Here is a 26,279-nt window from a genome sequence, read left to right on the forward strand (position 1 = left end):
ACCCTCACTTCCGTATGTTCTCATATATTCTCATAATCGCAACAAGGATAGCAGCTGTCCCACTTGCCAAAGCGATAAGGGTAATGATAATGTTGAGGATTTCAGGCGTACTCCCTATTCTATTGATAAGACGGAGTAGGGATATAACTGTCAACTGAATCAGGAGTATTGATTCTACATTTACAAATGAAGTCTGTCGGTTCTTAACTGCATATAAAAAGGCTGGTAGCAAAACACAGGCTATAGCAATCACAAACAGGTTACTCCCTGTTTCTTCTCCCTTGTTCACCACGGAAATCATGAGAAGATTCGAAGCTATGATCAACGTAGAACAGATGATAAAAAAGGATTTCTTATTCATATAGGATACCTCATATACTATGGCATTTTAATTGATGACTACAGGCAGTACTTCTTTCCACAAATCTTCTAATCATAAACTGACATCGAGTGAATCGTTAAAACCTGACGAAAGATTTGATTTTGGCAGGTGGTATTTAGACTGGTATTGGGATGGCTTTCCACAATTTTCATGACGGTATAGAGACCAACTCCTCTCTCCTCTCCTTTAGAGCTTGCTCCAAAGGAGAAGATTTCAGAAATATCTATTCTCTCTTCTTTGATGGAATTTTCTATGATGAAGGTCTCTTGTGCTCCATTTTTTAAAAAGGCGATTGAAACGTGAGGTTGACTAACCTCTACACTGGCTTCAATAGCATTGTCACAAAGGATAGACACAATAGTCAGAAAATCAAGCAGGCTCATCCCCTCTACCTGAATCTCCTCAGGAACTTCGACATTAAAGACAATCTTCTTATCTCTGGCTTTTAGAAATTTTCCCGCGAGGAGACTTTTGAGGGCTTTATCACGAATATTCACCAATCGACCAAGGTCATATTTATTGTCCTGCAATTTTTCACTAGAATCCTTTAAGACGGAGTCGTAGACCTCTTTTATCTGCTCCATGTCCTCCTCTTCAACGCCCAGACGTAAGCTGGTTAAGAGGTTAGTGTAGTCATGGCGAAAGCTCCTTACTTCCTTGTAAAGTTCCTCTATATGCCGACTATAGCGTTCCATATCTCTGTAGCGCAAGGCCTGCTCTTGGTCCAATCTCTCATGGAGTTTGTCCTTCAAATAGGTATCCAATTTCTTGATAATACCCATAAAAAAGAGTAGGTAAAACACTAGGATGAGATGGCGAACAGTCTTTGATTGGATATCGTATGCATATTCAAAGTAAGACAGATTTTCCATGACTAGAAAGTAGGCCCCCATTATCCAGTTAATCTTAGTCAGGGACTTTTGAAAAGCTTTATCGAGAATCTCCTTTCTCAAACTAGTAAAATCATAGTCCAACCATTTCAAAAAGGCTAGAGAAATGAAGAAATTGAAAATCATTATAAACACCCAAATAAATGAGTATTTGTCATTTATTTGCCCTTGGTCTAAAAACGGAAGCACAAAATAAGAAACACCTCTATAAAAGAGATTCACCAATATCATTGGAAAGAGACCATAAAAGAAAAGGAGTTTTTTAGGAAGGCCTCTTAACAATAAGAAAGATAAGCCGATGCCGTACAAGGGTACCACAAAATAAGATAGGTAAGTATTTCCTACTATATAGTTAATCGTTACAAAAACGACTGCTAAAAGTAACTTAAAAAGAAAAGCTTTAAAAAATCTCTCCAGAGTTAGAACAATTCCATCCACCTTAAAAAATATAAACAATTCCAATCCAGCTATCAAAAATGAATATACTATCTTCCAAACTATTTCCATTACATCACCTCACTCAGTGTAAGTTATTGATGGCCTCAGACACTTCCCTGACCTTATAACGCGCGATCAGGCAACTTCCACCATTGGGAAAGTAAAGCAGTTTTTCTTTCTTATCCAAACGAACTACATTGGCAGGATTGATGAGAAAAGAGCGGTGGCACTGCAAGAGACGGGGCTCCTGCTTGAAAACCTCCTCTAAACTCGCTGTAAATTCCAGCCTGTCCGTCTTGGTATAGAGAATAACACGATGGGCTCTGGGCGACGTTTCGAGATAGTAAACCTCTTTAAAAGGATACTGGAATTGAGCAAATTTTGATTTAAAGTAAAAGCAATCTTCCGCCAGACTCTTACTGTCTTGACTATTGGCATAGAGGAGGGCTGTCTCGATACGAGACTCAAATTCCTCTGCTGACAAGGCCTTATCAATGTAGTCCAAAGCAGACACCTGGTAGCGAAAGGACAGGGGCATAAACTCCGAGTGAGTCGTCACAAAGACGATGAGGGCATAAGGATCCCGATCTCGAATCTTTCTAGCTACCTCTAGACCTTTCATCTCCTCATTTCGAATCTCAATATCCAAAAAGAATAGCTGATGGGCTCCCTTCTCATGCACCTCTGCCAGCAGTTGGTCTGGTTTCCCAAAGACTTCAAAAGAACTAGGAATGATACTCTGTTTTTTCAAAAGTTTCTCAATCGTCGTTTCAATTCTAGCTTGTTGGGAAAAGTCATCTTCTAAAACAAATATTCTCATCTTCTTACTCTCCTTGTTTCAACCATTTTTGGCGAATGTCTCTATAGCGACGTCTGGCATACTGAACAGCATATCGACCTTCTTCTCCAAGAAAAAGAGTCTTTCTTTGGATATCCATGGATTTTACTCGTTCAAGGTTGACCAGACAATTTCGATGACATCTCGTCAAGGTTTCTCCATATTGTTTCTCAAGATTGCTTAAATTTTGAAATAGATCAAAGCTAGCGTTTTCTGTAACAATCTGTACGGTATGGGCTTTACTTGGATGCGTTTGGATATAGTAGATATCCTTTATGTTTAATTTGAAAATTTCTTTCTCTTTTTGGATGATAATGTAGTTCATGGATAAAACCTCCTAAAAAGAGGATAGCATAAGTCTAGAAACTATTTTTCACCAAATCCTAAACGGTTCTCAAAAATTCCTAAAGTGTCGAAGTGTTTACAAAATGAATATGATAATCTTACAACTATTTTATCATAAAATTCACTTATTGTAATTCAGGAAATTTCAATGACAATTCAAGATTTGAAGGTAAAAAAAGAGTTAAAAGTGATAAGCTATGATTATAGAAAGACAATCACTTGAAACAACTTTAGAACCATCACAAAGGAGGAATTCTCATGACGGATACAGACCCTATCAAAACAGCTCAGGCACTGATAACTGAGTTAAACAAAGCCTATCAAGTCTGCAAACAGGCAACAGCTGACGATGTCCGCTTTCAGGAGCAGCTGGACAATATCCTTGACTTTCTCTTTAAAGCTGAGACAGTGGATAATCGATTCTTGATTGAACTGGAAAAATTTTACCAGACTTCCAGTCTTCTCATGGGCCTCAGTGCTCTCGAACCAGATGCTCCTACTCGTGCTGCTTGGCGAGCCTATGACCGTTTTCACTTTGATCAAGTCAAAACCAAGTTGAGTCTCTATGGTCCAACCATTATCTTGTAGAAAATAAAAGAAGCTGAGACAGAACTCAACTTCTTTTTTAGTATCATATAAGCAATGTTATACTCAATGAAAATCAAAGAGCAAACTAGGAAGCTAGCCGCAGGTTGCAGATAAAGCTGACGTAGTTTGAAGAGATTTTCGAAGAGTATTAGTCCTGCATCTGATGTTTCACCCGATAAGGGAGATACAAGATTTGCAGGACCAGTCCAGCTCCAAGCAGGGCTAGAAGAGCTAGTTTTTCTTGGAGGGTAATCAAACCAACTATCAGCTGAACCAATAAAACAAAACCTGTCAATCCTCGGATAACTTCCTGTAGTCCCTTCTCTTTCTCCCCTTTTTCTAATGGAAAGAGCTGGGTCAAGTACTGGTAGTCGAAAGCACGATAGAGAGCCAACAACTGGAAGAGCATAAGGTAATTAAACAGGACAACCACTGCCGTCGCAATCCAAGCTTGCTCGATAAAGACTAGAGCTAACAAGGATAGGAAGAGGAGACGGAGACTGAGGGCAAAGAGATCTCCATTTCGCAGATAAGAACGAAGATAGAGGTTTTGCCAAATCTTGCTCGGCACTTTCTGAACTGCTTTAAGGATAAAATCCAGATAAGCGCGACGTTTGACACTATTGGAAACGCCCTTAACCTGAGTAAAGAGAGCAAAGAAACGAAGCAGAATTTGCTTGCGCTTGCTTTCTTGGGCAATGACATAATCCCAGTCCAGCCCAGTTTCAGTGAAAAATTTGCTGGCTTTTTGGCGAAAGAGGAGGTACTTCGCTACTCCCAATAAAAGCACATAGACGAGAAAGACTGGCAAGCCATAGCCCATAGCTAAAAACAAAGGTGCAAATAAGAGTAAAAAGAGGGTTTGGACAATTGTCCAGAAAACAAATGAACGCGACGACTGTCCTTTTAGGTAGGACTTCACCTCCTCTTCACTGACTAAGAGAAAGAGCTTGTCAGGTCCTTCCATGTAGGTCGCGATTCCTCCCCAAGCCAAAAGCAAGGCAGATACAATCCCCAAAAACAAGAGGATGGGCCAATGATTATAAGGAAAATCTTGCAAGAGTTGACTGTACTGGTAGGCTAGAAAACCGATGAGAACCAGCAGGAATAAGACAAAGTGATCATTGAGAACATAACGCAGATAACCGACACACTCCTTGCGAAAAGCCTGCTTTCGCTTTAAAAACAAGTCTTTCATAGCTCCTCCTCTTTGGTTAGAGCCAAGTAAATGTCGTTCAAGCTAGCCTCGGGCATGTCAAAGGCTTCGCGGAGTTGCTGGAGGTTCCCCTGAGCCCGCACCTCTCCCTTGTGGAGGATAACAAAGGCGTCACACATCTTTTCCGCCGAATCCAGCACGTGGGTACTCATGAGGATGGACTTGCCTTTTTGCTTTTCTACTTCCAAAAGCTGAATCAAGTCAGAAATAGCCAGCGGATCGAGGCCAAGGAAAGGCTCATCAACGATGAAAAGACTCGGATCCACGACAAAAGCACAGATAATCATGACCTTCTGCTTCATCCCTTTGGAAAAATGCACTGGGAACCAGTCTAATTTTTGGTCCAAACGGAACATTTTTAACAAAGGTTCCGCACGATCAAAAGCCACTTTTTGCTCAATACCATAAGCCATGGCAACCGTCTCGATATGCTCTCTGAGGGTCAATTCCTCATACAAGCTAGGCGTTTCAGGAATATAGCCAATCTGCTTGCGGTAGCTAGTCGCATCTTCTCGCAGGGTTAAACCATTAATCTTAATTTCCCCACTGTAAGGCGTCAAAAGACCGATAATCTCATTGATAGTCGTTGATTTTCCAGCACCGTTGAGACCAATCAAACCGACCAATTGCCCACTTTCAACGATAAAGGACACATCTTTCAAGACAGGAACGTGGACATAGCCTCCTGTCAGGTTTTTAATTTCTAACATATTTTCTCCGAATCTGGTATAATGTAGCTATATTATATCAAAATTTAATACAGTAGAGGTGGATTTTATGTCAGATTGCATTTTTTGTAAGATCATCGCAGGGGAGATTCCTGCTTCAAAAGTATACGAGGATGAGCAGGTTCTTGCCTTTCTTGATATCTCTCAAGTAACGCCTGGACACACCCTCATTGTACCCAAAGAGCATTTTCGCAATCTTTTGGAGATGGACGCTGCCAGCGCTAGCCAACTCTTTGCCCAAGTACCAACAGTGGCTCAAAAAGTCATGAAGGCTACCAAGGCTGCCGGAATGAACATCATCGCCAACTGTGAGGAAGTTGCTGGTCAAACAGTCTTTCATACTCACGTGCATCTCGTACCTCGCTACGGTGCAGAAGATGACCTCAAGATTGACTTTATCGCCCACGAACCTGACTTTGACAAACTTGCCCAAGTCGCTGAAACCATTAAAAACGCTTAAGGAGATGCCATGAAACTATCCAATCTATTGCTGTTTGCAGGAGCTGCAGCTGGAAGTTATTTTGTCGTGAAAAATCGCCAAGCCATTCAGGATGAAGTGCTAGATACAACTGACCGCATTGAATCTATCAAGGATGATTTGGATATCATCCAAAACAGCTTGCAAATCATCGACCAGCAAAAAGCCCTTATCAAGGAATATCAAAAAGACTTGACCTACAAGTTCAAAGTCTTGGAAAAAGATTTCCAGACTAGACTAGCTGTGATAAAAGAAACACAGGAGCTTGAGGATAAGTAAAAAAGAGCCCGATGGCTCTTTTTAGTTTATAGATTTTTTAAGACTTTCCTTAAGTAATGACGGACGGTAGCGACCTTCTTCGAAATTCCATACCTAAACTTTGAGCCTAGGTCTCAAAGTTTCCGAACACCTGAAATCAACTGGTTTCAGGTGTTTTCATTACGGCGAAAAGTCTGGGAAAGTATTTGATATATACTCAATGAAAATCAAAGAGCAAACTAGGAAACTAGCCGCAGGTTGCTCAAAACACTGTTTTGAGGTTGTAGATAAGACTGACGAATTCAGTCACATATATACGGCAAGGCGACGTTGACGCGGTTTGAAGAGATTTTCGAAGAGTATTAGTTATGAAATGGTGAATGAGTTGTCTAAATTGTGGTGTATAGTTGATGGGATATAGCTTGTTTACGCTTTAAAAAGAGCCCGACGGCTCTTTTTACTTTATTCTCCTTCAAAGGCATCTTTAATATGGTCAAAGAAGCCTTTTTTCTTTGGATTGACTTTCAAGTCACCTGCAGCCGCGAATTCTTTAAGCGCTGCTTTTTGGCGGTCGTTCAAACCTGTCGGAGTCACGACATTGACAGTAACGTATTGGTCACCAACGGCACCACCACGAAGGCTCGGTGCTCCCTTGCCACGTAGACGGAATTTCTTGCCAGTCTGAGTTCCTTCTGGGATAACCAATTCAACATCTCCATGAACAGTTGGAATTTCCACAGTATCTCCAAGAGTTGCTTGGACAATATTGAGATTTAACTTGTAGAAAATAGTTGTTCCTTCACGTTCAAATTTATCACTGGCTTCAACAGAAACCACCACGTACAAGTCCCCGTAAGGTCCACCGTTAAAGCCTGCTTCACCTTGACCAGCGAGGCGGATTTGTTGGCCTGTTTCCACACCAGCAGGGATCTTCACATGTACGCTATGAGCTTGTTTTTCATGACCTGTACCGTGACATGTAGTACATGGATCTTTAATTTCTTTTCCGCGACCATGACAGACATCACAGGTTACTTGGCGACGCATCATACCAAGAGGAGTCTGCGTATCGACGTTAATAACACCAGCGCCATGACAGCGTCCACAAGTGACTGGACTTGTTCCTGGCTTAGCACCAGATCCGTTACAGGTACGACAGCTTGCTTCACGATTGTATTTAACCTCTTTTTCTGTTCCAAAAATAGCTTCTTCAAAAGTCAAATTCACACGGTACTGGAGGTCATCCCCTTGACGAGGAGCGTTTGGATTGCGTGAAGCTCCGCCTCCCCCGAAAAAACTTGAGAAGATATCTTCAAAACCACCGAAGCCACCTGCTCCGTCAAAGCCACCAAAACCACCGGCACCACCAAAGCCACCGTTGGCACCCGCAGCACCATATTGGTCATAGGCTGCACGTTTTTGGTCGTCACTCAAAGTCTCATAGGCTTCTTGAACTTCCTTGTATTTTTCCTCAGCGCCAGGATCCTTGTTGATATCTGGGTGATATTTTTTGGAAAGCTTACGATAAGCCTTTTTGATCTCGTCTGCCGAAGCGTTTTTTGACACCCCCAGACGATCATAAAATTCAGTATTGTTCATACAAGATACTAAGAGCGAACAGAAAGCGACTGAAATTTAGGAAACCGACAAGAAATCCTGATTTCTTAGGAGGTTTATCTAATTTCCAAGCTTTCCGCTCGAGTTCAATTATGAACACCCTTATTCCTTTCTGTTAATATTTCGGAACGAAACCTCAATCTAGTTCGGGTTCAATTCCTTTCTTTCATATTGATGATAAAAACTCAAATAAATTAGGTTCAGCACCTTTTTACCGAAAAACAGAGGCTGGGTTGCAACCTCTGGATTTCTTCTTATACTTACAACGCAAAAGTCATCATAGCGATTGTAGTAGATTGACAATCACTTTAGTGATTAGTCATTCTTAACGACCTCGCTCTCCGATTTTCAAGCTCGGGATAAAATAGTCCACTGGACTATTTTATTTCTCCGTAAACTCTCCGTCTACGACGTCATCGCCTGCGTTTCCTGTTGCTTGTGCGCCTTCTGCTCCTGCTTGAGCTTGTTGCGCTGCTGCGGCTTGTTCGTAGAGTTTAACAGCAAGTCCTTGAGCTTTTTCATTCAAGGCTTCGAGTTTTGCTTTCATTTCGTCCAAGTTGTTGTCTTCTTGAGCTTTCTTAAGCTCATCAAGTGCAGCTTGGGCAGCATCACGTTCTGCATCGAAGCCTTTTCCTTCAGTTTCCTTGATTGTCTTTTCAGTCGCAAAGATTGCTTGGTCTACTTCGTTACGAAGGTCTACTTCTTCTTTACGTTTCTTATCTGCTTCAGCGTTTGCCTCTGCATCTTTCATCATGCGGTCGATTTCTTCATCAGTCAAACCTGAGTTAGATTGGATGACAATAGTTTGTTCTTTTTGAGTTCCAAGGTCTTTGGCCTTAACAGACACGATACCGTTCTTGTCGATGTCAAATGTTACTTCGATTTGAGGAATTCCACGAGGTGCAGCCGGGATGTCAGTCAATTGGAAGCGTCCAAGAGTCTTGTTATCTGCTGCCATTGGACGTTCACCTTGAAGAACGTGGATATCAACGGCCGGTTGGTTGTCCGCTGCAGTTGAGAAGACTTGTGATTTAGATGTTGGAATTGTTGTGTTACGGTCGATGAGTTTTGTGAAGACACCACCCATTGTTTCGATACCAAGTGACAATGGTGTTACGTCAAGAAGAACAACGTCTTTCACATCACCAGTGATCACACCACCTTGGATAGCCGCACCCATAGCAACTACTTCGTCAGGGTTTACTGATTTGTTTGGTTCTTTACCAGTTTCAGATTTAACAGCTTCAACAACGGCAGGGATACGAGTTGAACCACCAACAAGGATAACTTCATCGATTTCTGACAAGCTCAAACCTGCATCTGAAAGGGCTTGACGAACTGGAACTTTTGTACGTTCAACAAGGTCACGAGTCAAATCGTCAAATTTCGCACGAGTCAAAGTCATTTCCAAGTGAAGAGGTCCAGCCTCACCTGCAGTGATGAATGGCAAGCTGATTTGCGTTGAAGTCACGCCAGAAAGGTCTTTCTTAGCTTTTTCAGCTGCGTCCTTCAAACGTTGAACAGCCATTTTGTCGTTTGACAAGTCGATACCATTTTCTTTCTTGAATTCTGCTACTAAGTGGTCGATGATCTTTTGGTCAAAGTCATCACCACCGAGTTTGTTGTCCCCTGCAGTTGACAATACATCAAATACACCATCACCCAATTCAAGGATAGAGACGTCGAATGTACCACCACCAAGGTCAAATACCAAGATTTTTTCTTCTTTGTCAGTCTTGTCCAAACCGTATGCAAGAGCTGCTGCAGTTGGCTCGTTAACGATACGTTCTACTTCAAGACCAGCGATTTTACCAGCGTCTTTTGTTGCTTGACGTTGAGCATCGTTGAAGTAAGCTGGGACTGTGATAACTGCTTTGGTTACTTTTTCACCAAGGTATTCTTCAGCGTAACCTTTCAAGTATTGAAGAATCATAGCTGAGATTTCTTGTGGAGTGTATTCTTTTCCATTTGCAGAAACTTTTTCAGAAGTTCCCATCTTAGATTTGATAGAGATAACTGTATCTGGGTTTGTGACTGCTTGGCGTTTTGCGGCATCACCAACGATGATTTCTCCGTTTTTGAATGATACTACAGATGGAGTTGTACGGTTACCTTCTGGGTTTGCGATGATTTTGCTTTCAGTTCCTTCAAGAACTGCAACTGCTGAGTTTGTTGTACCTAAGTCAATACCGATAATTTTAGACATGTGTTTTTCTCCTTAAATTTTATATTCTATTTTTGACTTTTCTTAATATTCCCCTTAAGTGGTGGGGACGTGAGCAACTCCCTACGGGATTTCATCACTTATTTTTGAGCCTATTGTCTCAAAAATCCCCTGTTTCAGTAGCAAAAACTACTGAAACTTTCACCACGGCGGGAAATATCATCCTTGCAAGCCTCCGACTTGCTTTTTATCTTTCTTTCATAGTTTATTGTCGTTTCGGACAAGTTTTCAATGTATATATATTGCGACACGAGGAGTCGAAATCGATATTATTTCGACGACGAGTTAGTAAGGAGGCTAGGCAAACGCCATAGCGATTGCCGTTTTCTGACGAGTTGCTTTAGCTACCGTCAGAATTGCCTAGTTGTATACTACTACCATAGCCGGTCTTAGGATGCGGTCATGGAGTTTGTAGCCTTTTTGGAAGACTTGTGCGATGGTATCTGCTGGATGTTCATCATCTGCTGGGAGAGTTTGGATGGCCATATGATAGTTATGGTCAAATTCGCCGTCAGCTGCGATTTCTTCGATTCCTTCTTCTTTCAAAGCGTAAACCAAGCTTTCTTGCACCATCTCCAATCCTTTTTTAACATCGTCTGTCAAACCTTCAACGGCTAGTGCACGTTCTAAGTTGTCGAGCGATGGTAAGATTGCTTTTGCCAGGTCTTGGCTACGATAACGTTGCAAGTTTTGACGTTCTTCATTGGCACGGCGTTGAATATTTTGCATTTCTGCATGAGCGCGAAGGTATTTATTTTCAAACTCATCTGCACGTTCATTTGCCAAGTCCAACTCTGACTTTTCAGGAGTTGTTTCTTCAGTTGTTTCCACAACTTCCTCTTCTTTCATTTCTTCATTTTTTATATCTTGGGCCATTTTCGCCTCCTTTAATGATTTCAATCTTAATGTACTTCGTAATGATTACTGCTGAGGTAGCGGTAAAAATCTGTCAACTTCATGGTCAAAACACGATTGACAACATTGACTTGATTGACCAATTGCTGGTAGTCCAGATTGACCGGACCGATAATCGCTAGAATTCCAAAACCACGATAAGGGATGAGGAATTTACTGCTAATCACCGCCAAGTTTGCTAGACAAGACTCCTGACTGTCCGCAACACGGACATTTTGCATCTGATCTTCATGCAGACCCTCACGAATCTCCAAAGCCACCTTTTGCGGTTGGTCAAAGAACTGATAGGCCGCTAGATTGGCAAAATTCAAGAGATTGACTTTTCCCGATACCACAATGTTTTCATTGAACATTTCTTTAAAAATGTGTTCAAAGAGATCCATGACATTGTCCGTTGTTGTGAAGTAACGCTGGATAATCTGCGGGATCTCCGTCCGAATCTTGTAGTGAATATCTAGAACCGTGTGACCGAGGAAACGTTCCTGAATGATGTTCTTCAGTTTCAGCAAATCTTCCTGCAAGAAGTTCCTTGGAATCAGAAATTGACTGGTAACCGTTCGGGACTCGTCTAGGGTAAATACTGCCAAGGCTGTATGTTGTCCCAAAACAACGATATCAAAGGCTGTCAACCGTTGCCTACTCGGCTCAACATCCAGTGCTACTACCGTACAGCCGCTCAGGTCTGTCAGTAGATTAGCAGCCTCTTGCAGAATATCCTCCAGTTTGAAGAACTCCTGATCAAAGGCTTTGACAATCTCGTATACCTCATTTTCAGCCAGTCTATCAAAAGCAAGCGAGTGTTTCACATAGTACTGAAATCCCGCGACACTTGGCATCCGACCGCTTGAGGTATGAGCCTTCTCAAGCAAACCCTGCTTCTCTAGCGCTGCCATGTCATTACGAATGGTAGCACTACTAGAATTGATAGACTCTTGTAGCGCCTTGGATCCGACAGGTTCGTGCGTTTTGGTAAAGATGTCAATAATCAGATTTAAAATATCCTGCTGACGCTCTGTAACCATCTCATCACTCCTCTCTGTCCAATCGATTAGCACTCTATGTACCCAAGTGCTAACTCATGATTCTATTATACACCCTTAGAAGAGAATGTCAAGACAAAAACTCAAAAAATTAGCACTCTTTTACCAAGAGTGCTAAAAATCAGTCTGAAGACCTAGAATCTTACTTCTCATCTACTTGGTATTTCCTTTTAAGTCTAAAAAAGCCGTAGATTAGATAAGAAATTAAACAAGTGTATAAAACGAAAATAATAAAGAAAGACTGAGACAAGTTTTCTCGATACAAACTCATGCAAACAACAAGACCACCTGAAAAAGTGGCTATACAGGAACGAAGTCTAGACCGCATAACTTCCCATCTGAGACCCTTACTCATATAGACTTTCTCCTCTGAAAGTATATCAGAAGTTGGTTTACGAAGAATTGAACAAAAACCTGTTTCTATCAATTCCCAACCGCTATTTCTAAAATCTTGCAGTTCATGCTTATACTTTTTAAGAAATCTAGAATCATATATACGGTAGATGACATCGTCTGGTTGGCATTGGTCAAAATAGAAAAAACCAAAACGACTCGTTCTATATCTCCAGCCTTTCAAGTGCATCTCACGCAAATACTCTTCTTCCTTGTCCAAATCAACAATGGTGAAAATCCGAAATTGTACTTTGCTATTCATTGTCTTACCTCCAAATTAGAAAACAGGCATTGTTTCATTTATCAGATAATTCTTTCCACTTTTGACTCAATTTCCAAAAAATATAAGAAATCTGAATCGCAAAAACTATCAATAAAATCCAATCTATTATGAAAATCAAAAATACTTCCCATCTGAAAGAACTAGCTCCACTGACAAACTTTGAGAAAACCGGTAGTAGAGCTAAAAATAGAATCAAAATAGGAAGCATCCGCATTATTAAAATCCGTTTCATCATAGCTAACTTCCCTGTAGCGTCATTATAGATTTCAAACTCAGTATCCGATTCAATTCCAGAATGTGCTTTTCTAAAATAGGAAAAACAATTAAAGTCTGTAATATGCTCCCAGCCACAGTCTTTAAATAGTTGTAAATAGGAGGCTCTCTCTGATTTTTTCATGGGATAAAAGTCCAACTGATAAGACACCTGCTCCGGTTGGCACTTTTCAAAAGTATACTTAACCGCAACTACTAAGTTAGAATAGCTTACTTTCCTAAGTTTCCAACCCTTAGCATGCATTTCCCCAAGGTATAAGGCCTCTCTATCATAATCTGCAATTGTAGATATCCGATATACAACCTTCTTTTCCATCATACTTCCTCCCGACTGTTTCTATAGAGCCGTTCAATACGTTTCAATTCAATCTCCAAAACCTTTCGTCCCAAATCTGTTATCTGATAGATTTTCCGTTTTTCCTCCTCTCGGACAAAGGAGATCAAGCCATCCTTTTCCATTTTTGACAAGGTTCCATACATAGTTCCAGGACTAATCAAAACTTGTGAATCTGTCATATCCTTGACCTTTTGTGTAATACTATAACCATGACGTTCCTTTTGTAGACAGAACAAGATATAAAAACCTGTTTCAGTCATGGGAAGGTAAACACGCCTGATCTTATCTGTTAATTCCATTTAACCACACCTCCTATTTAATTCGATACATCGCACTTCGTTATATAAAATATATCACAGTTCGATATAAAATGCAAAAAAGATCACCCTCAGGCAATCTTTCTTCTATATTAGTAAAGATCTAAATAATTATCAACTTCCCATTGTGAAACAAAGGTCGCATAGCTAGCCCACTCGATACGTTTGGCTTCAAGGAAACTAGTGTAGATGTGTTCACCTAGGGCTGCCTTGACCACTTCATCCTCAGTCAAAGCTTTCAAGGCGTTATGAAGAGTTGATGGAAGGTCGGTGATTCCAGCTTCCTTACGCTCTTCTGCTGTCATGATGTAGATATTTTCTTCGATAGGAGCTGGTGCTTCGATTTTGTTTTCAATACCATGCAAACCAACTTCCAATAGAACTGCCATCGCGATGTATGGGTTTGCCATTGGGTCCACTGAACGCAACTCAAGACGAGTTCCCATACCACGTGAAGCTGGTACGCGCACAAGTGGCGAACGGTTACGACCAGCCCAAGCAATGTAAACAGGTGCTTCATAACCTGGAACCAAACGTTTGTATGAGTTAACTGTTGGGTTCATGATAGCAGTATAGTTGTAAGCATGTTTGATCAAGCCACCAAGGAAATGATAGGCCGTTTCAGACAACTGCATTCCTTTTGGATCATTTGGATCAAAGAAGGCATTGTTTCCTTCTGCATCAAACAAGGACATATTACAGTGCATACCTGATCCAGCGATACCAAATTTTGGTTTCGCCATAAAGGTTGCGTAAAGACCGTGTTTGCGAGCAATGGTTTTAACAACAAGTTTAAAGATTTGAATCTTGTCACAGGCACGAAGGACTTCATCATACTTGAAGTCAATCTCATGTTGTCCAACCGCAACTTCATGGTGACTCGCTTCTACTTCGAATCCCATTTTGGTCAAGACATTCACAATTTCACGACGCGTATTGTCTGCAAGGTCAGTAGGGGCCAAGTCGAAGTAGCCACCCTTGTCATTTACCTCAAGAGTTGGATCCCCATTTTCATCCAACTTAAATAGGAAGAATTCTGGTTCTGGACCAAGGTTGAAGGATTTGAATCCTACTTCTTCCATATGACGAAGTGCACGCTTCAGATTACCACGTGGGTCACCTGCAAAGGGTTCGCCTTCTGTTGTATAGACATCACAGATCAAACCTGCAACACTTCCATTTTCATCTCCCCATGGGAAGACTGTCCATGTATCCAAGTCTGGGTACAAGTACATATCTGACTCATTGATACGTACAAAACCTTCAATAGAAGAGCCATCAAACATGGCTTTGTTTGACAAGACCTTATCTAACTGTTCATCTGTAGCAGGAATTTCGACGTTTTTCATGGTTCCCAGAATATCTGAAAACATGAGACGGATAAAGGTAACATTTTTTTCCTTGACTTCACGACGAATATCTGCAGCTGTGATTGGCATGGGTTTTCTCCTTAATATATGACTACTTGCGATTGCCTAACCGCGACCAAAGGGTGACCGTACTGAAGCAAAGCGCCCCTGCTGGAGGAGTTCATTGTGAAGTGCACGACGCACTTCCGTCTGACTCACAGCTTTCTTGGACTTCGCCTCGCGTTCAGCATATTTTTTCTTAATCGCAGCAATATTATGACCTTCAGAGATATAATCTTTGATTTCAAGTAGACGATCCATGTCATTCAAAGAATACATGCGACGGTTCCCTTCGTTTCGATCAGGTTTGATCAACTCTTGATCTTCATAATAACGAATCTGACGCGCCGAGAGATCGGTCAACTTCATAACACTGCCGATAGGAAAAACAGCCATATTTCGGCGAAATTCTCTTTCCTTCATTTACAATTTCCTTCTTCCTGTCTATTATAGTCTAAAAAAAGACAAACGTCAACGAATAATGTCATAAAATGTAACATTATTTTCTTTTTTTCTCCCAAAAGAGTTTCAGTTGCTCAATATCATAATTAACAAGGATTGCGACAAAAACTCCCATAAATGTTTCAAATACGCGCGCAAACACGTACAAAAATGTTTCTCCGCTTGGTATTGATAGGGTAATAATCAACATAGCCGCTACACCACCGATAACTCCTGCCTTGTTGTTCATGGCAACGTTTGTCATAATGGTTAACATGGTGCAAATCGGAACAACTAGTAAGGTTACCCAAAAGGCTCCATGAAATAAAGTGTTTAAGAGGAAAAAGACAAGGGCGTAAAAACCGCCAATACTATTTCCTAAGATACGCGAAGTTCCAAAATGGACGCTCTTATCAAAGCTCTCTCGTAAACTGAAGACTGCTGTCAATGCTCCGATTTGAAGCCCCTTCCAGCCAAAAAAACCAAAAATCAAGAGAACTATAAATACGGCAATCCCTGTTTTGAAGGTTCGCATACCAAGCTTGAACTGTGACTTATCAAATTTATATTTTTTAAAATAACTCATAATCTCAACTTTCTACTACCATTTTAACATAAATTAGTTGATTTTATGAGTGAAAATCAATAGGAAGCGTTTTTAATTTCGGGCTATAAAAAAGAGGAAACAGAGTTCCTCTTTTCTATGATTTCATCTAAGAAAGCTTATTTTTCTGTAAGTGCTGCCAATCCTGGCAATACTTTACCTTCAAGGAGTTCCATTGATGCTCCACCACCAGTAGAGATCCATGAGAACTTGTCTGCACGGCCAAGGTTGATGGCTGCAGCAGCTGAGTCACCACCACCGATGATTGATTTCACACCTGGTTGTTTCACGATAGCATCCATGACACCGATTGTACCAGCTTGGAAGTCTGGGTTTTCAAATACACCCATAGGTCCGTTCCATACAACTGTTTTGGCACCAGTCAAAGCTTCGTCGAATTTAGCGATAGATTTAGGACCGATATCCAAACCAAGGAAACCTGGATCAACCGCTTCACCTTCAGTGTCTTTCACTTCAGTGTAGTCAGCAAATGCGTTTGCTTCTTTTGAGTCAACTGGCAAGATCAATTTGCCATTTGCTTTTTCAAGAAGAGCTTTTGCAACATCCAATTTGTCTTCTTCTACAAGTGAGTTACCGATTTCGATACCTTGAGCTTTGTAGAATGTGTAAGTCATCCCACCACCGATAAGCACTTTATCAGCTTTTTCAAGCAAGTTTTCGATAACACCGATTTTGTCTGAAACTTTTGAACCACCAAGGATCGCTACGAATGGACGTTCTGGAGCTTCAACTGCTTCTTGGATGTAGGCAATTTCGTTCTCAAGAAGGAATCCAGCTACTGCTTTTTCAACGTTTGCTGAGATACCAACGTTAGATGCGTGTGCACGGTGAGCAGTACCGAATGCATCGTTTACGAAGATACCATCTCCAAGTGAAGCCCAGTATTTACCAAGTTCAGGATCGTTTTTAGATTCTTTCTTGCCGTCAACATCTTCGAAACGAGTGTTTTCAACCAAGAGAACTTGTCCATCTTCAAGAGCGTTAACAGCGGCTTCCAATTCAGCACCACGTGTAACACCTGGGATAAATTTAACTTCTTGTCCCAATTTAGCAGCCAAGTCAGCAGCTACAGGAGCAAGTGATTTACCTTCTTTGTCTGCTTCTTCTTTTACACGTCCAAGGTGAGAGAAGAGGACTGCACGTCCACCTTGTTCAAGGATGTACTTGATAGTTGGAAGAGCTGCAGTGATACGGTTATCATTGGTAATCACGCCATCTTTAACAGGTACGTTGAAGTCAACACGAACGAGAACTTTTTCCCCTTTCAATTCAACGTCTTTAACAGTCAATTTTGCCATTAGATATGACTCCTTCTTTTTTTTATACGTGTTAATTATATCACAAAATCCGCAAAAGAGATAGAAAAACCCTAAACTTTTCTTGTTCATTCTTCTATCTATTAACCTAAAAACCTAGGATTGCAGTGCGGGAAATAGTAATCTTCACATAATTCGGTTGGAATAATTTAGGCAAATTCTTGATTGATCTGCCTAATTACTTCTATACCATTCTTTTTCTAACACTTTAATCCTTAATATTCTAAACTCTACAGTCCTTCTTTTTGAATTGCTAGGTTTCTTATTATACAATATAACTAAAATAGTTTCTTTAGTTTGTGCTATTTGAGATTAAAAGAAGGGGAATTGCTACCATGAAATTAGAAAGACTAATTTATATTTTACTGTCTCTTTTAAATAAGAAGAGAATAACAGCTAAAGAGATTGCAGAGAGATTTGAAATATCTACTCGAACTGTATATAGGGACATGGATACACTCAGTTTAGCGGGGATCCCAATCTATTCGGAACGTGGAGATAAGGGAGGTTTCTATATACCGAGCGACTATAAGATAGACAGAAACTTTTTCACTGAGGAGGAGAGACAGTTTATCATTAATATGAGCCAAAATGTTAGTAAAATCGTTGGTCATTCAAGTCTTGACAGTATCGAACACAAGCTGTCTTCTTAAGAAATTACAAGAGCAAACAGTCCTTTTTACTTTGATCTCAGTTCCTGGACTCTTAATACAAAGTTTTTACTAGAAATTGAGGAAGCGATACAAACTGAACAGATGATTTCTTTTTCTTACTATTCGAAAAAACAGGAGAAAAGTCAGCGAACAATTATCCCATACAGATTGATCTATAAACTGAATGCTTGGTATGTTATCGGTTACTGCTTAGAAAAATTAGATTTTCGTATTTTTAAATTAACTCGAATTCGTGAACTAGAACTAGTGGAGATAAAAGATAAACCATTCGATTATCCACGTTTATCTCAAGAAAAGTTAGAGCTTTTTTTAAATCCCCCAAAACATAAAGTGGAGGGGCAAGGAGAAGAAATCGAACTAGTTTTTACAAGATTTGCACTCCCAAAAATCTACGATCACTTCACGGAAGAAGAAATCAGAGTCGAGGACGAAATAATAAAAGTTCAGGCATTCAGAGCTTTAACTCCTGCATTTTTTGATTTACTCTTAAGCTTTGGTTATCAAGTAAAGGTCGTATCTCCAAGTCACTTACAAAATCTACTGGTCAGTACTCTCAAAAAAAATCTTCAGCAATATGACAACCTGTAGTCATATTTCCTTTTGTATACTCTTAAGTGGGCAAAATATTTCGTGATATTCATCATAGCCCAATTATTTTACAGGAGGTTCCAAATGGATACAAAAACACTTGCAGAAAGCTATTTTACGGCAGTAAATGAGGGAGGCTGGGAAGATTTCGTAGCTGAAAACTTTGACTATGGCATGTGCGATAGTATAGAAATTCGACAAGGACGTGATGTTTATTTGCAAGGCGCAGGCCAATTCTATGCTTTGAGCCAGCATCTTGAAGTGAAGCAATTACTTGTTGATGGTCGAGCAGTCTCAGCTTTAAATCGCTACCATCTACATTCTCCTCAAGGAAAAGAACTTGAACTGGATGTCGCAGAATTTCTGAAATTCGATGAGTTTGATAAATTAGTTGCATCCAATATTTATTTCGACACCTATCGTTTCCAAAAATTTATCCAAGGAATTGAATAACAAAAATCTAGCTTCAAATTTACTCTTCAATTTCAAAACTAAAAACAAGGTCTGACTAATCTACAGTCAAACCTTGTTTTTTAATTTTTATGAGAAAATCCAAGATTCGTAAATCTGATTAGTCTTCTCTCCTCTTTTTAGAGAGCAAGCCGTAGCCACTCATTACTCCGAGGAGTCCCAGCGCTACTAGACTAGCATCTCTTGTCGCTCCCGTATTTGGAAGCCCTTTACTTATTTCTTCAACTTTTGCTGGTGCTGCTGAAAGAGCTTGATCCCTTGTTTGTGAGACTTGCTCCTCTTTCGTTCCTACTTCAACAATTTCTGGAAGGGCTTCCTTGAGAACCTCAATAGAATGAAGAGTGCGTTTGCCCTGACCATCAACTTCTACAAAGCGACGAACTTGACCTTCCACACCTGCTTGAATTAGCTGGCCTTGTCCTTTGAGAAGGGCTGCATTTGGTCGTTCCTGATGTTCGAAGGAAACTGTTCCCTCTTCAACTTCCAGTTTCGGAGTTGCTAGAACTAAATCTTTCACACCTTCAGCTGGTTGGTTGCTTGATAGAACTTTTGTACCAACTTCGGTGATTTCTGGAATTTCTTCCTTGAGAACCTCAGTCGAACGAAGGGTACGTTTGCCTTGGCTATCTACTTCTACAAAACGACGAATTTGACCTTCAACTCCAGCTTGCACAATACGGCGTTGTCCTTTGAGAAGTTCGGCGTTTGGTCGCTCCTGACGTTCATAGGCTGTTGTTTCAGTTTCAATAACTAGTTCAGGGAGTGCCTCAACCGTTGGAGCCACTTCATTTGGATCCACGCTTCCAACATGGTGACTTTCTTCTGCAGGAGCTAGTTTCTTATTTAGCTTCTCTTTCATTTCCGCAAAAGCTTGTGGAGTTGGCATCTCTGAAGCCAACAAAGTTTCTGCTTGGGCAATCAACTCAGCTTTAGGATCTTTTTCACGGACAGATTCGAGCAAACCTTCCAATTCTTCTCTAGCTGTCTGATAACGTTGATTTCCATCCAAGGCTGTCCCTGCTTGTTTCAACTCATTCAAAGCCCGATTGACTTCTTCTTGGCTAGCATTATGGTTTTCTGCTACAGCTTTCGCTGCATTGAGCTTCTCTACTAGTGCTGCTTGTTTGTCCTCGCTTGAGAAGGTGTAGGCAAGGGTTGACTGACGGCCTTGGACAGCAGTGATTTCTTGTTTTAGGTACTCATCGTTGACAGCTGCTTTTGGAGAAACCAAGACATCAAACTCAGCGGTGTGCCCCTTGTAATGAAGGGTCAAGGTTTGTCGTCCAGTCTTCTGAGCATCATAGCCCGTGATTTCAACACCTTGATCTGTGAAGGCATGACTTTCTTCTGTCTCATCATCATAGAGAACGCCGAAGCGACCTTCTGCAAGATCCAGTTGCTCTCCTACTAGATAGTCTGTTTTCGGTTTCTGAGTAATGTACAGACCTGCTACTTCCTTTGGTTTTCCTTGGTCTTGTCCTATCACTTGTACCTTCAAGTCACCAGTAACTGGAAGTCCAAGGTAGCTGACTGTGAGCTTTTGTTCCCCTTTTTGATGAGCGTCGTAGCCAGATACTGTCACACCTGAGTGAGTAAGGTTGATCAGCTCATCGGCTTGCCCCCCTTCGTATTGAACACGGAGTGTTCCGCCTCTGAGGTCAAGTTTTTCACCCTCTTTATAAACTGTCTTCTTAGGTCCTTTTTCAAGGCTAACTGCAACAATTTTTCTCTCATCCTGCGGAATCGCTACTGCCAAGGTGTTACTGATTTCTTTGCCAGGTAGTTGGGTACGATAGTAGAGGAGAGTTGGTTGCTTGTCAAAGCCCAATGGTGCTGTTGCCAAGTCGCCTCCAGTTTCAGACTTCAAAGTTGCAATCGGTGTTTGTGAATCTGCCTTGTCGTAAACGGTGATAGTTGCACCCGCTGGAACATCAGAGAAGCCTAGTTGAACTTGGTGGTTTCCAAGTGAACGGGTAGCTACCTTAGCCATTGGAATATTTTGACTTTCTGTGTCCAATGTTTCGTACATCTTCCAGTTGTAGATACGAATGGCTTTCCAAGGTGTTCCGTTATCAGATGTAATGACATGCAAACGCCAGTCTTGCGCGGTGATTGGTTTGTCAAGAGTGATATCTGTAACGTGCGCTTTATTGCCACGGACTTCCTTAGCTAGTTTCCACTCGCCATCTGTATCCTTGTAATAAAGATCAAAGTCCTTGGTGTTCATCAGACCATCGTTAACAGACTCACCACCAGCTCCCGCATGATCCATTACCCATCTGACAACACGACGTGGTTGGGTCAAACGAATATCGACACTACCGCTCAATTGTCCTGAAGACCACTTGTCTGACAGACTTGTAATCGTACCGTTCAACATGCCTTCGACGCCTTCCCCGCCTTCAGTATTAGGGAAAGTGCTACCAATAACCGTTGCCCCTGGAACAATATTTTCAGCCAAAGGTCTTGGGAGAGTTGTATCCTGAACAGTCATCCCCCAGTTGAATGACGCAGTTGCAGCCTCAGAACGGAGCCCATTTTTACCAACTGCAACGACTTTCAGTTCCTGAGTCCTACCAGTCGCATTAGCAGAACGGCTAATTTTTGGCAAGTAGATGGTTGAAGCAGATGAACCTGTCAACAAACGCCAGTTATCACCGTCTTTTTCGTAGACTTCATAGAAATCCGCATCTTGGTTACCAGCAAATTGGACCACTGCTTCAGCTTCTTGGGCATTTTTAAGAGATTGTTTCACCACAGAAAGGCCTGTAGGCGCTTGTGGTGCTTGGTGATTATCTGAAATTGTTAATTGACCTAGGTTAAACTGATAATCTTTTACAGCTCCTTCATGCTCGAAGAAGAGTTTGACTGCATAGATGGTTTTTCCAGCTAGTGAGCTAAGGTCAAATTCTTCATTCTTCCAGTCATCAGAGAGAGTCAGTTCTTTCCATGCAGCTGCATCCTCAAATTTGTAGTCTGGAGTCGTAGAGAAGGCCATATAAACTTTCGAGCCTTTCCCTCCCTTGTGGGCAACCCGAAGTTTAGTTTTCTCCGTTACTTCTAGTTTAGTAGAATACAAATTCACATCTTGGTCCGTCTTACCAGCTACATCACCTGAGAATTTAAGGGAGTTACCTCCATTATAGGCATCTGTAAAGTCATATTCTGCACGAAGTTTTTCCCCCGTTGAAGTCTGCCACCAGCGCCATGTTGGCAAGACACCTGAAACAGAACGGTAGTTCCACTCAGAATCCTTAGAAACTTTACCGTCTACAAACCATTTTCTACCATGACCTGTATTAAAGGAGGTCGTGAAGGTTCGACCTACTGCTGGTGTACGGTCAGCAACTAAATTGGCAATTCCATACCACTCTTTATCTGCTGGTTTTTGAGCCGTTGGATCTCCTTGGTAACCTGTAAAGAAGATGTCTTCGTTCTTGTGGTAGTCATCGCCTGTTTTTCCTAGACTGGTAATCGTATCTGGTGCAAAAAGTCCTAACGACAAACGCAACTTGCCTTTTTCATCTAAGAGGGCATCCCATTTGACTTTAGTCTTATAAGAGCCACCTTGTTGCAATTCCAAGCCTGCAAAGACATCATACTGGCTACGTTCTAGCCATTTTGCCATCTCTACGGAGTGGTCATTCTTTTCCTTGTTCCAGTTGAAATTGGCAAAGAATTGATCTGCAGGGACTTTGTCACCTTCTTTTTGCATGAACTGGTAGTTGTAATCACCTAGACCATCTTCGTGGTAACGACCGTATTTGTAGGTCATGGCATCGTACCAAGCATACTTGATTGGATGGTTGACTTTGGCTGCGTATTCTTTTGTATAGAGCATGAATTGGCGCATTTTTTCACCAAGAGGTGCTACCAATTCCCCCGTTGTTTCTTGGTTAATGAAGTAACCATCAAATCCATAGTACTTAGCAAGATCGACAAGTTTGCGTGCGATAGGGAAGGTGCCATCTGCGTCTTGTTTCAAGGCAGCTGCAAATTTCTCTTGGTCGGCAATGCTATTTGACCAGTTGAAAAAGAGGGTTCCATAAACGGGAACTCCGTTGCGGTGGCCTGCATCAATGACATCTGGAGTTGGAACTAGACCTTCCCAGAAGACCATTGAATCCAAGTATTGCCAGTAATCAAAAGCGTAGGCCTTGAATTCTTCTCCACCTACAGAAGCGTGGTCTTTGGCCTTTGAGTTGGTATTTGCTAGCGCCTGAACCTTGGCTCTTCTGCTTGCTTTTTCATTGACCAACTGCCCTCTGTGGCGCTTGGCGAGTTCAACTGAGGAACGGTTAATAGGATCATCCTCACGCGCACCCGGTTCCCATTTCAACAAATCCTCCCATGTATCAAATTTGATTTCTTTTGGTCGGAGACTCTTTTCTTCATTTTTAGGAACGTCTGCTAGAGTCGGTTTGTCGGCTTTCTTCTCAGCTACTTGAGGAGCTTCCTCTGGTTTGACTTCTTCTTTTTCAGTTGGTTGAGCAGGTTTTTCAGTTTTATCTGTCAGAGCTGGCTTCGCTTCTTCTTTTTCATTAACCAGATCCGTTATTGCTGGAGTGTTTTCTGAAATTGGTTGCTCAGCTACTTTGTTCTCTGTTTCCTCTAATTGTTTTTCAAGGGCTGCAGTATCTGGATTAGCTGTTTCACTAGCGCTTGTAGCTTGGGCGCTCGCATTTGCAGCTGTTTCAGGGACTTCGACTTGTTCAGCAAGAGCTGGGCTCGCGAATAGAGCTGAACCAATCATCAAGGAACAAGCCCCGATTGACAGCTTACGAATACTGTAACGGCAACGTTTTTCAAAAAATAGATTTTTCATCTTATCCTCCTAATAAAATATAAAGTAAGCGCTTTACTTTTTGATAAAAAGTAACTGTTCTCAGTGCACACCACCAGAACAGGATCATCTTCATTTTATCCTATATGAAAGCGATGTCAATCTATTTAACATAAAAACTATAACTAGGATAATAATCAGTAAAATTTGGACACAATCCTATAAATCATCTATCTTAAAGGGAATCTATCTCTCATTTTAAAAGAAAGTTCTTGTTTCTTATGAAAATTTCAGCTAAACACTTGTGAGATTTACTTTTATCCTTTAAAATAGAATAGGAGAAATTCCGTTATTATTTTCCGGAGGAAAAAGAAATGTCCATTAATTGGCAGGAAATTTTATTTCACTTTTTAGGAGGTCTAGGACTGTTTTTATACAGTATCAAGACCATGGGAGACGGTTTGCAACAAGCTGCTGGAGATCGCCTTCGTTTTTACATTGACAAGTACACTAGCAATCCTTTTTTAGGCGTTCTAGTCGGAATCGTCGTGACTGCCCTCATTCAGTCAAGTACGGGGGTTACAGTTATCACGGTCGGACTGGTCAGCGCTAGTCTTCTCACTCTTAGACAGGCTATCGGAATTATCATGGGAGCCAATATTGGAACCACCGTTACTTCCTTTATCATCGGTTTCAAACTAGGCGAGTATGCTTTACCCTTGATTTTCCTTGGAACCATGTTCCTCTTCTTCACAAAAAACAGAACAGCAAACAATATCGGGCGCATCCTGTTTGGTGTAGGGGGAATCTTCTACGCTCTCAACCTCATCAGTGCCGGTATGAGCCCACTTAAAGATTTACCACAATTCAAGGAATATATGGTAACCTTGGGACAAAATCCTATTTTAGGAGTAGTAGCCGGTGCAGTGATTACCGTCCTCATCCAGGCTTCCTCGGCTACAATCGGGATTTTGCAAGGTCTCTATGCAGGTGGGTTCCTTGATCTTAAAGGTTCACTACCAGTTCTTTTCGGAGATAATATCGGGACAACCCTAACAGTTATCATTGCGGCAGCTGGAGCCAATGTCTCTGCAAAGCGCGTTGCGGCAACCCACGTTACCTTTAACGTTTTAGGAACTATTCTTTGCTTAATCCTATTAGGCCCCTTTACTGCTATGATCGAGTACTTCCAGGCACTCCTTCACCTCTCACCTGAGATGACAATCGCCTTCTCTCACGGTGCCTTTAACGTAAGTAACACCATTGTACAATTTCCATTCATCGGAGCCTTGGCCTACTTTGTAACCAAGCTCATCCCTGGTGAAGACGAGGTTGTCAAGTACGAGCCCCTCTATCTCGACGAGCAACTTATCCAGCAATCTCCTTCTATCGCTCTAGGAAATGCCAAAAAAGAACTTTTGCACTTAGGAAACTATGCAGCCAAAGCTTTTGACCTTTCTTATACCTATATCATCGGTTTGGATGAAAAGGTAGCTGAAAAAGGGCACAAGACAGAGGAAGCCATCAACACCATCGATGAAAAACTCACTCGTTACCTCATCAGACTCTCAAGCGAATCCTTGAGTCAAAAGGAAAGTGAAGTCTTGACTAACATCCTGGATTCATCTCGTGATTTGGAACGGATTGGGGACCACGCAGAAGGCTTGCTCAACCTAACAGACTACCTCCAACGTAAGAATGTTCAGTTCTCTGAAGCTGCTTTGGAGGAATTAGCTGAGATTTATCAAGCAACAACTGCATTTATCAAAGATGCCCTTGATAGTGTGGAAAACAATGATATTGAAAAAGCTCAGAGTCTGATTGGACGCCATAAAGAAATCAACAATATGGAACGCGTTCTCAGAAAGACCCACATCAAACGCCTTAACAAGGGTGAGTGTTCTACACAAGCTGGAGTCAATTTCATCGACATCATTTCCCACTACACTCGTGTGTCTGACCATGCTATGAACCTAGCTGAAAAGGTCATCGCTGAACAAATTTAATTGGTAAGAAGCCACCTTAATTTAGGTGGTTTTTTTCGTCTCTTAATCAAGAATATTTTTTCTAACGTAAAAAATGCTTTGATTCACAATGGAATCAAAGCATTTTAAAGAGTTCTCCAAACATGACAGCAGAAACTGCAGTGCCCCTATACTTGGCTTCTTCTCTTTTGATAAAGCGCGCCAAATTGATCAATTCAGGTGCTGGGTGTTTGGGATTGATGAGCAATTCACGATTGACGAGTCCTGAGAGTCGCACTGCTAGTAATTGCTCATTTGTAGTGGGTAGTTTTTTAGCAGTCTCTAGGAGAGCAGCAACTAAATCTTCACTCAAGCCCTGACGGGCATGGTTGTAGAGGTCTTTTATAAGGCTTTCTAGATTTGCTTCTGCCATCCCGACCACCTCCCT

Annotated in this window: 24 protein-coding genes and 1 pseudogene; 6 read left to right on the forward strand and 19 right to left on the reverse strand. The window is 41.4% G+C overall.

Annotation, left to right across the window (positions count from 1 at the left end; genetic code table 11):
* Nucleotides 1-4 precede the first annotated feature (4 nt).
* From BWR56_RS07905 to BWR56_RS07920, 4 genes are all read right to left on the reverse strand, one after another.
* Entirely contained in the window at nt 5-361 is a 357-nt protein-coding gene (locus tag BWR56_RS07905) for a hypothetical protein (protein ID WP_049505118.1), read from the reverse strand.
* Between the two features lie 68 nt (nt 362-429).
* Nucleotides 430-1,779: a sensor histidine kinase gene (locus BWR56_RS07910; protein ID WP_049505119.1), complete on the reverse strand. Its 1,350-nt coding sequence runs from the start codon at nt 1,777-1,779 to the stop codon at nt 430-432.
* Between the two features lie 13 nt (nt 1,780-1,792).
* Nucleotides 1,793-2,530, reverse strand: coding sequence for a response regulator transcription factor (locus BWR56_RS07915; protein ID WP_049505121.1), 738 nt, complete (start codon nt 2,528-2,530; stop codon nt 1,793-1,795).
* A gap of 4 nt (nt 2,531-2,534) precedes the next feature.
* Complete coding sequence (locus BWR56_RS07920) at nt 2,535-2,873, reverse strand: LytTR family DNA-binding domain-containing protein (protein WP_049505123.1); 339 nt, start codon at nt 2,871-2,873, stop codon at nt 2,535-2,537.
* Nucleotides 2,874-3,151: 278 nt separating this feature from the next.
* Between BWR56_RS07920 and BWR56_RS07925 the strand changes: the two genes are divergently transcribed.
* Nucleotides 3,152-3,481 (forward strand): hypothetical protein, encoded by a 330-nt coding sequence (locus tag BWR56_RS07925; protein ID WP_049505124.1) that lies wholly within the window; start codon nt 3,152-3,154, stop codon nt 3,479-3,481.
* Nucleotides 3,482-3,629: 148 nt separating this feature from the next.
* Here BWR56_RS07925 and BWR56_RS07930 read toward each other — a convergent pair whose 3' ends face one another.
* Nucleotides 3,630-4,679 (reverse strand): ABC transporter permease, encoded by a 1,050-nt coding sequence (locus tag BWR56_RS07930; RefSeq protein ID WP_049505126.1) that lies wholly within the window; start codon nt 4,677-4,679, stop codon nt 3,630-3,632.
* Complete coding sequence (locus BWR56_RS07935) at nt 4,676-5,407, reverse strand: ABC transporter ATP-binding protein (protein ID WP_049505127.1); 732 nt, start codon at nt 5,405-5,407, stop codon at nt 4,676-4,678. Before BWR56_RS07935 ends, BWR56_RS07930 begins: the two co-directional genes overlap by 4 nt.
* A 67-nt stretch (nt 5,408-5,474) precedes the next feature.
* Here BWR56_RS07935 and BWR56_RS07940 point away from each other — a divergent pair, with 67 nt between their 5' ends.
* Both BWR56_RS07940 and BWR56_RS07945 read left to right on the forward strand, forming a co-directional pair.
* Nucleotides 5,475-5,885 carry an HIT family protein gene (locus BWR56_RS07940; protein WP_001278305.1) on the forward strand — a complete coding sequence of 137 codons (411 nt, stop codon included), beginning with the start codon at nt 5,475-5,477 and terminating at the stop codon, nt 5,883-5,885.
* A 9-nt stretch (nt 5,886-5,894) separates the two neighbouring features.
* Complete coding sequence (locus BWR56_RS07945) at nt 5,895-6,182, forward strand: hypothetical protein (protein ID WP_049505129.1); 288 nt, start codon at nt 5,895-5,897, stop codon at nt 6,180-6,182.
* 441 nt (nt 6,183-6,623) lie between these two features.
* On the opposite strand, the gene dnaJ is transcribed toward BWR56_RS07945, so the two are convergent.
* From dnaJ to BWR56_RS08010, 11 genes are all read right to left on the reverse strand, one after another.
* Nucleotides 6,624-7,760 (reverse strand): molecular chaperone DnaJ, encoded by a 1,137-nt coding sequence (dnaJ, locus tag BWR56_RS07955; protein WP_049505132.1) that lies wholly within the window; start codon nt 7,758-7,760, stop codon nt 6,624-6,626.
* A gap of 400 nt (nt 7,761-8,160) precedes the next feature.
* On the reverse strand, nt 8,161-9,984 hold the full coding sequence (dnaK, locus tag BWR56_RS07960; RefSeq protein WP_049505133.1) for a molecular chaperone DnaK: 1,824 nt from the start codon (nt 9,982-9,984) through the stop codon (nt 8,161-8,163).
* A 378-nt stretch (nt 9,985-10,362) separates the two neighbouring features.
* Nucleotides 10,363-10,878: a nucleotide exchange factor GrpE gene (gene grpE / locus BWR56_RS07970; RefSeq protein WP_000046025.1), complete on the reverse strand. Its 516-nt coding sequence runs from the start codon at nt 10,876-10,878 to the stop codon at nt 10,363-10,365.
* 26 nt (nt 10,879-10,904) lie between these two features.
* The gene (gene hrcA / locus BWR56_RS07975; RefSeq protein ID WP_049505135.1) at nt 10,905-11,939 is read right to left on the reverse strand and encodes a heat-inducible transcriptional repressor HrcA; all 1,035 of its coding nucleotides are present in this window, start codon (nt 11,937-11,939) and stop codon (nt 10,905-10,907) included.
* 160 nt (nt 11,940-12,099) lie between these two features.
* The gene (locus BWR56_RS07980) at nt 12,100-12,612 is read right to left on the reverse strand and encodes a DUF2812 domain-containing protein (RefSeq protein ID WP_049505137.1); all 513 of its coding nucleotides are present in this window, start codon (nt 12,610-12,612) and stop codon (nt 12,100-12,102) included.
* Between the two features lie 34 nt (nt 12,613-12,646).
* A complete protein-coding gene (locus tag BWR56_RS07985; RefSeq protein ID WP_076984780.1) occupies nt 12,647-13,222 on the reverse strand; it encodes a DUF2812 domain-containing protein in 576 nt (191 codons plus the stop codon).
* A complete protein-coding gene (locus BWR56_RS07990) occupies nt 13,222-13,542 on the reverse strand; it encodes a PadR family transcriptional regulator (RefSeq protein WP_049505139.1) in 321 nt (106 codons plus the stop codon). Before BWR56_RS07990 ends, BWR56_RS07985 begins: the two co-directional genes overlap by 1 nt.
* 110 nt (nt 13,543-13,652) lie before the next feature.
* Complete coding sequence (glnA, locus tag BWR56_RS07995) at nt 13,653-14,999, reverse strand: type I glutamate--ammonia ligase (RefSeq protein WP_001122885.1); 1,347 nt, start codon at nt 14,997-14,999, stop codon at nt 13,653-13,655.
* 36 nt (nt 15,000-15,035) lie between these two features.
* Nucleotides 15,036-15,392: a transcriptional repressor GlnR gene (glnR, locus tag BWR56_RS08000; RefSeq protein ID WP_000664333.1), complete on the reverse strand. Its 357-nt coding sequence runs from the start codon at nt 15,390-15,392 to the stop codon at nt 15,036-15,038.
* A gap of 76 nt (nt 15,393-15,468) precedes the next feature.
* Nucleotides 15,469-15,996 carry an FUSC family protein gene (locus BWR56_RS08005; protein ID WP_000119887.1) on the reverse strand — a complete coding sequence of 176 codons (528 nt, stop codon included), beginning with the start codon at nt 15,994-15,996 and terminating at the stop codon, nt 15,469-15,471.
* Nucleotides 15,997-16,133: 137 nt separating this feature from the next.
* Complete coding sequence (locus BWR56_RS08010) at nt 16,134-17,333, reverse strand: phosphoglycerate kinase (RefSeq protein WP_049505141.1); 1,200 nt, start codon at nt 17,331-17,333, stop codon at nt 16,134-16,136.
* 353 nt (nt 17,334-17,686) lie between these two features.
* On the opposite strand from BWR56_RS08010, the pseudogene BWR56_RS08015 reads away from it, so the two are divergent.
* Nucleotides 17,687-18,613 (forward strand): annotated as a pseudogene (locus BWR56_RS08015) (helix-turn-helix transcriptional regulator).
* Between the two features lie 84 nt (nt 18,614-18,697).
* Nucleotides 18,698-19,066, forward strand: coding sequence for a nuclear transport factor 2 family protein (locus tag BWR56_RS08020; RefSeq protein WP_076984781.1), 369 nt, complete (start codon nt 18,698-18,700; stop codon nt 19,064-19,066).
* Between the two features lie 118 nt (nt 19,067-19,184).
* On the opposite strand, the gene BWR56_RS08025 is transcribed toward BWR56_RS08020, so the two are convergent.
* Nucleotides 19,185-23,909 carry an endo-beta-N-acetylglucosaminidase gene (locus BWR56_RS08025; RefSeq protein ID WP_076984782.1) on the reverse strand — a complete coding sequence of 1,575 codons (4,725 nt, stop codon included), beginning with the start codon at nt 23,907-23,909 and terminating at the stop codon, nt 19,185-19,187.
* A 332-nt stretch (nt 23,910-24,241) separates the two neighbouring features.
* Between BWR56_RS08025 and BWR56_RS08030 the strand changes: the two genes are divergently transcribed.
* Nucleotides 24,242-25,873: a Na/Pi cotransporter family protein gene (locus BWR56_RS08030; protein ID WP_049505146.1), complete on the forward strand. Its 1,632-nt coding sequence runs from the start codon at nt 24,242-24,244 to the stop codon at nt 25,871-25,873.
* A 94-nt stretch (nt 25,874-25,967) separates the two neighbouring features.
* On the opposite strand, the gene BWR56_RS08035 is transcribed toward BWR56_RS08030, so the two are convergent.
* Nucleotides 25,968-26,264, reverse strand: a complete 297-nt coding sequence (locus BWR56_RS08035) for a bacteriocin immunity family protein (RefSeq protein ID WP_071851846.1) — start codon at nt 26,262-26,264, stop codon at nt 25,968-25,970.
* Between the last annotated feature and the right edge of the window lie 15 nt (nt 26,265-26,279).

The organism is Streptococcus oralis (assembly GCF_001983955.1).
In the GTDB taxonomy this organism is placed as follows: domain Bacteria; phylum Bacillota; class Bacilli; order Lactobacillales; family Streptococcaceae; genus Streptococcus; species Streptococcus jiangnanensis.